This window comes from Globicatella sulfidifaciens DSM 15739 (genome assembly GCF_900167405.1).
GTDB lineage: Bacteria > Bacillota > Bacilli > Lactobacillales > Aerococcaceae > Globicatella > Globicatella sulfidifaciens.
Genome location: NZ_FUWO01000002.1, coordinates 219,567 through 229,839, shown reverse-complemented (window position 1 = coordinate 229,839; position 10,273 = coordinate 219,567). Strand labels below are relative to the sequence as shown.

Genomic DNA, 10,273 nt, shown 5'->3' with positions numbered 1-10,273 from the left:
CGTCCTGAGCCAGGATCAAACTCTCATGAAAGTTTCATGAGTCGTTTCAGACTCTTACTATTTACTAGCTTGTATATTTATAGAGTTACCACTCTGTCTCGAATTTATATTCGGGTATGTTGTGATAATTCAAATGAATTATCCCCTACACATTTTTGGTGTTTGTCTTTGTTCAGTTTTCAATGAGCTTCGTTGTTGCTTGCTTAAGCAACTTCTATATAATATCACGTTTGATTGAAACTGTCAACAAGTTTTTTCAACTTTTTTTACTTCTTTTTCAATCTTTCGTCTTGTTCGCTTGGAACTCCCTTATAGTATCATGATATCCGACACTCGTCAACACTTTTTTTACTTTATTTTTACATTTTTTACAGAAATTACCGACAAAACCGCTTAAAACGATGCTATCGATCTAAAATCCCCAACGGTTTTTACCCATTTATAATTATAATTTAAGGTGCGATATTATTTTGTTTTAACCACCATTGTTTTTGTTTCAATAATAGGGAAATTTTTAATAAAGTCCCCTAAAAATTTTTATCATTTTTAGGGGACTTTATTATATTTGATTCAATGAAAATATTTTCAATAGTTAGCCTTATTTCATATCGAATAAAGCTTCTACAGATTCCTCTGAATCACTTGCTTTATCTTTCTTATTAGAAATATTATAGAAACTTCTTACTTTATCGAAAATCTCCTGTAATAACTCTGGATTTTCTTCTAAGTAAACTTTAGCATTTTCACGTCCTTGACCTAATCTAATGTCACCATACGAATACCATGAACCTGCTTTTTTAACAATATCAGCATCAGCAGCTAAGTCTACCAATTCTCCAATTTGTGAAATTCCTTTTCCATACATGATGTCTACGAAAACTTCTTTAAACGGTGGTGCAACTTTATTTTTTACAATTTTAATTTTGGTTCGATTCCCAATCATTTGTGTACCATCTTTGATAATTTCAGCACGTCGTACTTCCATACGAATCGTTGAGTAAAATTTTAGAGCACGTCCGCCAGGCGTCACTTCTGGATTACCATAAACTACCCCTACTTTTTCTCTCAATTGATTAATAAAGAAACAGATTGTTTTGGTTTTATTGATAGTACCTGAAAGTTTACGTAACGCTTGTGACATTAATCTTGCTTGTAACCCTACATGAGCGTCTCCCATTTCCCCTTCGATTTCGGCTCTTGGTACTAAGGCTGCAACAGAGTCAACTACAATGATGTCAATCGCACCGGTTGCTACTAATGCATCGGCGATGGCTAAACCTTGTTCTCCAGTATCAGGTTGTGATAACAATAACTCATCGATATTGACTCCTAAATTAGTTGCGTACGCAGGATCTAGTGCATGCTCAGCATCAATAAAGGCAGCTGTTCCACCTTGTTTTTGCACCTCAGCAATTGCATGTAATGCTACGGTTGTTTTACCTGATGATTCTGGTCCGTAACACTCAATGATACGACCTCTTGGATAACCACCGACTCCTAATGCAATATCAAGACCTAATGACCCCGATGGAATGGTTGAAATTTGAGTTTCAGTTTTCTCACCCATTCTCATAATCGACCCTTTTCCAAAATCTTTTTCTATTTGTTTTAACGCTTTATCTAAAGCTATTTGACGTTCTTTATCCAACTCTTCCCCTCCATTTAGATAATTCTCTAATTATAAATACGCAAATAAACGTATTTTACTCTATTGTTATAGTTGTTTTACTAGCTCAATTAAATATTTTTTTAAATCCTGACTCGTTTCAGGATGTCTCAAGCCATATTGTAAGCTGTATTCCAGATAGCCTAATTTGTCACCAACATCAAATCGTTCACCCTCAATAACTTTAGCAAGAACTTTATTTGTTTGAGATAGTTGATTAATAGCATCAGTTAATTGAATTTCTTCATCAACACCTGGTTTTAATGACTCTAACACTTCAAATATATCCGGAGTTAATATATATCGTCCCGCTATAACTAAATTTGAAGGTTGCTCTGCTTTACTGGGTTTTTCGACAAATGTTTTGACAGAAAATACCGTTTCATCAGACAATTGGTCAGATTCTATTTGGGCAAAACCGTATTTTTTTCTGGTGTATTATCCATTTCGACAACTGCTACACAGGCGGATTGATGCTCTTCATATAAATCAATGAGTTGCTTAGTTACCGGGATATCCCCTTCTGTAATGTTATCACCTAATAGTACCGCAAAAGGTTCATTGGCAACAAAAGCTTTCGCATGTAAGATAGCATCTCCTAACCCTAGCGGATAAGATTGGCGAACAAAGTATAAGCCTTCTCTGGTAGTTGATTTTACAATATTTAATAATGCTTCTTTTCCATTTTCAGCTAAATTTTGTTCTAATTCATAATTTGAATCAAAATGATCCTCAATTGAACGTTTTTGTTTACCGGTAATAATTAATACTTCTTCAATTCCTGAATCAAAAGCCTCTTCTACTATAAATTGAATAATTGGTTTATCAACAATCGGTAACAGTTCTTTAGAACTTGCTTTAGTTGCGGGAAAAAATCCCGTTCCATAACCTGCAGCTGGGATAACTGCTTTACGTACTTTTGTCATGTAATGCCTCCTCACATTCTTAAATATTATACCATAGAAACTTTTGATATTCCTATCTCAAGCTTTAATACAAATACCATACACAAACTTATCTTAGCTGTGATGAACCTTTTTTTGATCAAAATACAGTCTTTCAGCTAGTACTTCATAGATAGGGGATACACCTAATAACGTAGCAATAAAATAAGAGACTAAGACACAAATTGCAATTGGTACTAATTGTGTCACTCCTCCTACCATTTCTGTCACCAATAGAATAGCGGTAAATGGTGCTTTACTAATAGAAGCAAAATAACCCGCCATCGAGAACATGACAATATAAGATAAAAATCCTTCAGGAAAACCAAAGTATTGCGTCGCAATTGTTGCGAAAACAAGTCCGTGAAGTGCTCCAAGACTTAATATAGGCAAGAAAATGCCTCCTGGTAAACCCGAACCAAAGGATAACATTGAATAAATAAAGCGTAATAGCAAAAATATAATTAACATACTTAGTGAAAAATGGTTGTTCAATAAAAAAAGTATTAATGGTCCTCCGCCACCTAATAAAAAAGGAAAGTAAATCCCTAGCGGAATTATCAAAACTAACGGTACTAATCCATAGTAATGTTTATTTAAGAATGGAAAGCAACTCTTAAAGATAATTGGTAAAGATAAGGTTACTTTTGAATATAGATAGCCACCAAAAGCAAGAAAAAATCCCAAAGCTACTAGCCAATAATATTCTTTCGGTGGGAAAGTGTGTTCATTCAACAAATTTAAAGTAGGTTGATGCCCGAAAACCTTTGCCGAAACTTGATGGGCCGTTAATGAAGCTGTTAATATCATTAAGACAATTTGATGATTCATCTTCTTATAGAGCTCTTCAATTGAAAACATTAATCCTGCCAATGGAGCATTGAAAGCAGCGGCTACCCCTGCACTCGCTCCACAAGCAATGAGAGCTTTTTTAGTCTTTTCATCAAGCTTAAAAGTTTGACTTAACCCAAGTCCTACTACCGATCCTAACTGAATTGACGGTCCTTCTCTACCTAACAGCAATCCCGAACCAATTGCCAATGTACCAACAGTAAATTTTTTCCAAAGTACACTCCACCAGTTCATCGATAACTTTCCATGCATTTGTAATTCTACTTGTGGAATGCCACTTCCTTTAATATCTCTATCCGTTTTAGTGATAATTGATAATACCCATCCTAATATCAATGAAAAAATTAACCATAACACGACGATTAAGGTATTCTCTTTCATTTGATGATAGAGTTCTCCAACCTGATTATATATAATCCCTATACCAAATCGAAACGCACTTACTATCACACCTGATATAGCCCCTACAACAATCCCTAGTACTAACATCTTTATTTGCTTGCTTAAACAATAACTTTCCAATTTATTCACCTCTATGCTCCAATGTATAGTATATCAAAGCCGATAGAACAAAAAAAGGTTCATCAAAAATTTTTTAAATGATTGCCGATACAACTAAAAAAATGCTTCAACTTTTTATTTTTTGGTTATAAAGATGGAAAATTAAAACTCATTGTCTCAACAGAGGCTGGGCAAAAACTTTTTAAATTCTGTTCAGGCATATCTATTTAATTCAAAGCGCAGTGGTTGAGTGGTATCAAGCTGCGTCTTAATGAGGTTAGGGATAGAGTTGATAAAATCAATTAAGTTATTGTTTGTTAATTAAAAGCGCAGTGGTTGAGTGGCCTCAAACTGCGTCTTTCGACTTGTTTGAGGCCTACTCAACTATGCGGGGGTGGACAAACGAAGCGAAAATCAATCGCTTTTCTACTTCTGGTCCACTCCCAACTGTGCGGGGGTGGGCAGACGAAGCGAAAATCAACTGATTTTCTACTTCTTGCCCACTCCCTGTTTTCTTCTCATCAATGCTCAAATTCGAATTACTCCCCTTTTTATCCCAATGCTTTTACAACAATCCTCTCGAAAATTTCAATCAATAAACGTCCTATATCATTCTTTTGAAACATGACAAAAAAATACCAAGTAGCTTAGAGCCACTTGGTAAGTTTATTTATTATTTTATTGTACATTCACACGTACTGCAAAGCTTGGCATGAAGTATGAACTAACTGAGTTATACTCTAATGGTGTTCCAGGTTGAGAAGCGTGGATGTAACCACCACCACCTGTTGCGATTGCAACGTGGTATGTTCCTCCAGGGGATCCCCAGAAGTATAAATCTCCAGGTTGAGCTTCAGCTACACTAATTTGAGCACCAGCGTATTCTTGTGCTCCAGTATAGCCACCTACATCAATACCATATGTTTGCTTAAATACATATTGTACGAAACCTGAGCAATCAAATCCGCTTGGTGATTTTCCACCCCACACATATGGAGTTCCTAAATATTGTGAAGCATTACTTAATAATGCAGAAACATCTCCGGTTGCCACTGGTGCTGATGCTGCTGCCTCTTCTTCAGCTGCAATACGTGCTGCTTCTTCTTCAGCCGCAATACGTGCTGCCTCTTCTTCGGCCGCGATACGCGCCGCTTCTTCTTCAGCCGCAATACGTGCTGCTTCTTCTTCAGCCGCAATACGCGCAGCTTCTTCTTCAGCTGCAATACGTGCTGCCTCTTCGGCTGCATAATTATCTTCATTTCCAAAGTCTTCAACAACTGGCGCTTCCGTTACTTCTGCTACCGTTTCTTCAACAACTGGTGCTTCCGTTACTTCTGCTACTGTTTCCTCAACAACTGGTGCTTCCGTTACTTCTGCTACTGTTTCTTCAACAACAGGCGCTTCAGTCACTTCCGCTACTGTTTCTTCAACAACAGGCGCTTCAGTCACTTCCGCTACTGTTTCTTCAACAACTGGTGCTTCTGTTACTTCTGCTACTGTTTCTTCGACAACTGGTGCTTCTGTTACTTCCGCCACTGTTTCTTCGGCAACTGGTGCTGCTACTTCAGGTAACTCTACTTCGTTGGCTACAGTTGTTTCTTCAACCTGAGCTGCTGCCGCAACTAATGCCGCTTCTTGAGCTGCTGCTTCTTCGGCCGCCATACGAGCTGCTGCTTCTGCTTGCGCAATAGCAATCGCTTGTTGTTCTTCGAAAGCTGCTTTTTCTGCTACTAAAGCATCACGATGTCCCGCAGCTAAAGTAATGTCTCCAGTAAGAGTGTTGTAAACTTCTTCGTTAGCACTTTGTTGCACTTCTAATGAAGCTTTCAAACCTTCTAATTCAATTTGTTTGTTAATTTTTTCTTCTTTTGCTGCTTTTACTTCATCTTGTTTTTTAACAACTTGTTCTTTATCTTCTTTTTGAGTTGCTAATAAATCTTTATTAGAAGAAACCATTTTACGAACAACGTCTAAACGTCCAACAAATTCGCTAATAGATTCTGAAGAAGCAATTAAGCTTAAGTAATTAGTGCTACCACCATTCGCTTGAACCGCTCTTGCTTGATCATCCAATAGTTCTTCACGTTTTGCGATTAATTCTTCTAATTCTGCGATTTGTCCGTTTAATTCTTCAATTGCTTCATCATCTTTAGCGATATCAGCTAATAAAGTTTCAGCTTCTTCTTTTAATGCTGTTAAAGCTTCGTATCCTAAAGCTAATTCAGAATATAAGGCTGCTTGTTGAGCTGATAAATTATCAATCGCAGCTTGAGTATCGTTAATAAGTGTATCATAATCTTGAGCAAATGTTGCAATCGGTGAAGCAACAGAGCCTAAGATGATTGTTGACGTAAATAAGGTTTTAAATGCTTTTTTAGTAAAGCTCAGCTTCATTAGTCCATCTCTCCTAGTAAAATAATTTTATATATCATTCAGAATACAAGGGGTCTTCCCCTCTTTAATTAGCTGAGACTATCTTAACACATGCAAATCGGATATTGTTGAATTTATCCAAATCGTATTTACTTTGTAACATAGTTGTAAACTTACTCAATGCTTTTCACCTCAATGTTACAAACTACAATAAAACAGGGAGTGAACCAGAAGTAGAAAACCGGAAAGTTTTCGTTTCTTCTGCCCATCCCCGTACAACAGTGGAGGCTACTCAACCACTGTGCTTTTTATTAACGAGTAAAAACTTGACTGAATTGGCCATGTATATGCTTAGACTCATTAAGACGAGGTTTGAGGCCACTCAACCACCGCGCGATAAATTAAATAGATGAGACCAAACAGTTAATTAATGTGTTACTTAACGTCTGTTAGACGAATAAAAAAATCTACTTAATTTTGTCAGTTAAAGTAACTAAATAATAATTTTTCTTACCACGTCGAACAATAATATATTTACCACCAATCGCATCATCGGTTGAGACTTCATAATCTACATCGGTAATTTTATTGCCATTTAAGCTTATCGCACCATTGGTAATAAATTCTCTTGATTGACGACGCGAATTAACGATGCCAGTGTCAACTAACCATACTGCCAAATTCTGAGTCGCTTCTTTGGCTGTAAATTGTGGCATATTTTTAAATCCTTCTTCAATTTGCTTTTCAGAAAGATTTTGAACATCACCTGAGAAAAGAGCTTCAGTGATTTGAATGGCTTCTGCTAATTCTTGTTCACCGTGGACAAACTTCGTTATTTCTTCTGCTAATGTTTTTTGAGCTAATCGTAAATGAGGTTCATTTTTAACTGACTCTTCGAGCTTATTAATTTCTTCCTTCGATAAGAAAGTGAAATATTTTAAGAATTTTACTACATCTTCATCTGCTTGATTTAACCAGAATTGGTAGAATTCATAAGGCGTTGTTTTTTCCGGATCTAACCATACTGCACCGCCAGCTGTTTTACCGAATTTTGTTCCATCGGATTTAAGCATCAATGGGATGGTCAAGCCATAAACCTCTGCTTCATGACCTTGAGTACGTCGGATATAATCTAAACCGGAAGTAATATTCCCCCATTGATCAGCCCCGCCAATTTGTAATTGCACATCGTGATTTTTATGTAAATAAGCAAAATCGATTGATTGTAAAATTTGGTATGAGAATTCCGTAAATGAAATCCCAACCTCTAATCGACTTGAGACGATATCTTTAGCTAACATAGTATTAATATTAAAATGCTTCCCATAGTCACGTAAAAAATCTAAGAGTGAAATTTGACTTAACCAATCATAGTTGTTAACAATTCTAAAGCCGCTATTAGCGACGTCACCTTTCAAGAATAACTTATCAAACTGTGCTGCTAACTTACGTGCATTCTCATTAACGGTATCCATTGTTTGTAATGACCGTTCTGAAGTACGTCCACTCGGATCTCCAATCGAACCAGTTGCACCCCCAATTAACACGACAGGTTTATGTCCCGCTAACTGAAATCTCTTTAGCACCATAAATGGAATTAGATGTCCAATGTGCATCGAATCTCCTGTTGGGTCTACACCACAATAGAGGCCTATTGATTTAGTTTCTATTAATTTCTTTAATCCTTCTGCATCGGTCTGTTGATTAATGGCTCCACGCCATTCTAATTCTTCAATAATTGACAACATCCTCGCTCCTTCTCATTCATCTGTTATTATTATAATTTGTATAGTTTGTATTATCAACTTTTAATCTAACTTTTATCCTACCATTCAGATGGACTCCAAGCTTTACCATCCAATTCTCCTTTTAATTGCTCGATGCGATCTTGCTGTTTTTGGTCCAGTTCTTTTAAAACGGTTAGTAGTTGACGCAAAGGGTAGTCCTTAAGCACATTGGCAAGTGGTTCTAATAAGTTCTCATCCCACATTACATTTCCTCCTCCAAATTGATTCCCATCAACTCTTCAATTTCGAACTCTTGCATTTCTAATTGTGAGATAAACGCCTGCCACAAAGGAGCCAAATTATGATCATCAGCTATTTCTTCACCAATTAATGTTTTTGCTCGAGCAATAATAAATCTCTGATAATTAGTTAAACGTTCCTCTTCTGTTGTCTCTAAGTAAAACAAATAACGCCACATCAAATGAGCTTTTTGTTGCTCATTCATATATTGGAATTGATGGATTGCGAAGATAGGTTTATAGTTCATCTTAAAATGACGAGCCAGTACTTCAAAGTTTGAGAGTAATTCAGAAACAGTTCTCCCCTCTCTTCCACCAGATTGATAATGCTCTTTCTTACCGCCTACCACTACCACAATTCCTAATGTTTTACCTTTGAGTTGACTTGGTTTTAATGTAGACCATACTTGATTAATCCATTCAAATAAGATTCCTGGGGCTTGATACCAATACATTGGAAATTGAAAAATAATTTGATCAGCGGCTAACAAGCGATTTTGTTCTTGTTCAATTACTAAATTATTCATCATCTCATATAAGTTCACATATTGAGCTTGAGAATAATTTAACCCTGACTCTAGTAAATATTGTTGGCTACTTGATTGATTAACATCCGGATGAGCAATATAACAAACAGTCTTCATCATACACCTCTTCTAATCTATTTGCCTTCATACATCTTTTTGTTCATATAGTGGAATGAGGCTCGGACGTTTGGTCCCAGCCTCATAAATAAAATTATTCAGTTTGATCTGATGAAACAGGTGGTTCCGTTACAGGTGGTTCCGTTACCGGGGGCTCGGTTGTTGGCGGCTCTGTTACAGGTGGTTCCGTTACCGGCGGCTCTGTTACCGGCGGCTCTGTTACCGGCGGCTCTGTTACAGGTGGTTCCGTGTATGACGGTTCCGGCACATATTGACTTTCTTCAGTCACAATTTCTTCCGTTACCACTTCTTCTGTCGTTTCTGTTTCAGTTTCTGTCGCTTCTAGCGTCTCACGATTTTCTTTCATCAACTTGGTCAGTAATTGAGACGGTTCTGCTGCAACTAAGGCAATATCATAATAACCTGGAATCTCACTCGCAATTTCAGTGAACGCTGTTAAGAAGACAGATAAATATTGATCTGCTTTTTCATTCAATTGTTTTAATAGATTGTCATCTGTGACTTTGTCACGTAATTTTTCAAAGTCACGTAAACCTTTCGCAATATTACCGATTTGGCCATCTTCAATATCAATCGATTTCACTTTGTTTAAAGCCTCAATCGCTTTGTCAAAGTTTTCAAATTGAACTTTGGCCTCGTTAATTAATTCCGTAATGGCAGTATTGAATTTATCTTCAGGAACCTCTTCGTCATCTAACAATAAACGCTTAGGCATGGTATCAATAAAATCGGTCGCCACTTTTTCAACATCTGCTAATTTAAGGTTATCGGCTAAAACTTTTTTAGTAGCTACTTGATCACCTTTGATAACAGGGGTCGCTGAGCCACTGTATAAATGATTAACCGCATCTAAGGCCGCTTTTTTCCATTCGACAATTTCAATTTCTACTAAGACTTTATTTTTGTCAGCTGTTGAAGCATTGACCGTATCGATTGCTTCTTTTAATTGAGTTAACTCTTCATCAGCGATAGGTTCTTCCCTTAAGAATGATTTCTCATTAGGATTAACATAATAGCTATCTATCTGTTGAACCACTTGATCCAATTGTTGAACCGTATTTACGGTCACCGGTTGAGTTGGTTTTGCTGTTTTATTCATACGGGTCGCGTAAAGCAACACACCAATCAACGCTAACAGGACAAAAATAATCAGTCCTTTAAAAATATTTTTCACTAATTTCACCTACTACTTAATATTTTCACAAAATACTAGCGTTATTATACAATTCATTAATATAATTGTAAA

Annotated in this window: 7 protein-coding genes and 1 pseudogene; all 8 read right to left on the bottom strand. The window is 36.6% G+C overall.

Annotation, left to right across the window (positions count from 1 at the left end; genetic code table 11):
- Positions 1–598 precede the first annotated feature (598 nt).
- Positions 599–1,648, bottom strand: coding sequence for a recombinase RecA (gene recA, locus B5D12_RS02125; protein ID WP_078755275.1), 1,050 nt, complete (start codon positions 1,646–1,648; stop codon positions 599–601).
- Between the two features lie 66 nt (positions 1,649–1,714).
- Positions 1,715–2,592 (bottom strand): annotated as a pseudogene (locus tag B5D12_RS02120) (UTP--glucose-1-phosphate uridylyltransferase).
- Positions 2,593–2,685: 93 nt separating this feature from the next.
- Positions 2,686–3,993 carry a ClC family H(+)/Cl(-) exchange transporter gene (locus B5D12_RS02115; RefSeq protein WP_078755274.1) on the bottom strand — a complete coding sequence of 436 codons (1,308 nt, stop codon included), beginning with the start codon at positions 3,991–3,993 and terminating at the stop codon, positions 2,686–2,688.
- Between the two features lie 648 nt (positions 3,994–4,641).
- Positions 4,642–6,357 (bottom strand): PcsB-like coiled-coil domain-containing protein, encoded by a 1,716-nt coding sequence (locus B5D12_RS02110; protein WP_078755273.1) that lies wholly within the window; start codon positions 6,355–6,357, stop codon positions 4,642–4,644.
- Positions 6,358–6,803: 446 nt separating this feature from the next.
- The gene (gene tyrS / locus B5D12_RS02105) at positions 6,804–8,081 is read right to left on the bottom strand and encodes a tyrosine--tRNA ligase (protein ID WP_078755280.1); all 1,278 of its coding nucleotides are present in this window, start codon (positions 8,079–8,081) and stop codon (positions 6,804–6,806) included.
- An 80-nt stretch (positions 8,082–8,161) separates the two neighbouring features.
- Complete coding sequence (locus B5D12_RS10165; protein ID WP_159443829.1) at positions 8,162–8,326, bottom strand: hypothetical protein; 165 nt, start codon at positions 8,324–8,326, stop codon at positions 8,162–8,164.
- On the bottom strand, positions 8,326–9,006 hold the full coding sequence (locus tag B5D12_RS02100) for an NAD(P)H-dependent oxidoreductase (RefSeq protein WP_159443828.1): 681 nt from the start codon (positions 9,004–9,006) through the stop codon (positions 8,326–8,328). The genes B5D12_RS10165 and B5D12_RS02100 overlap by 1 nt, the downstream gene beginning before the upstream one ends.
- Positions 9,007–9,100: 94 nt before the next feature.
- Positions 9,101–10,201, bottom strand: a complete 1,101-nt coding sequence (locus tag B5D12_RS10240) for a hypothetical protein (protein ID WP_200802982.1) — start codon at positions 10,199–10,201, stop codon at positions 9,101–9,103.
- Positions 10,202–10,273 lie beyond the last annotated feature (72 nt).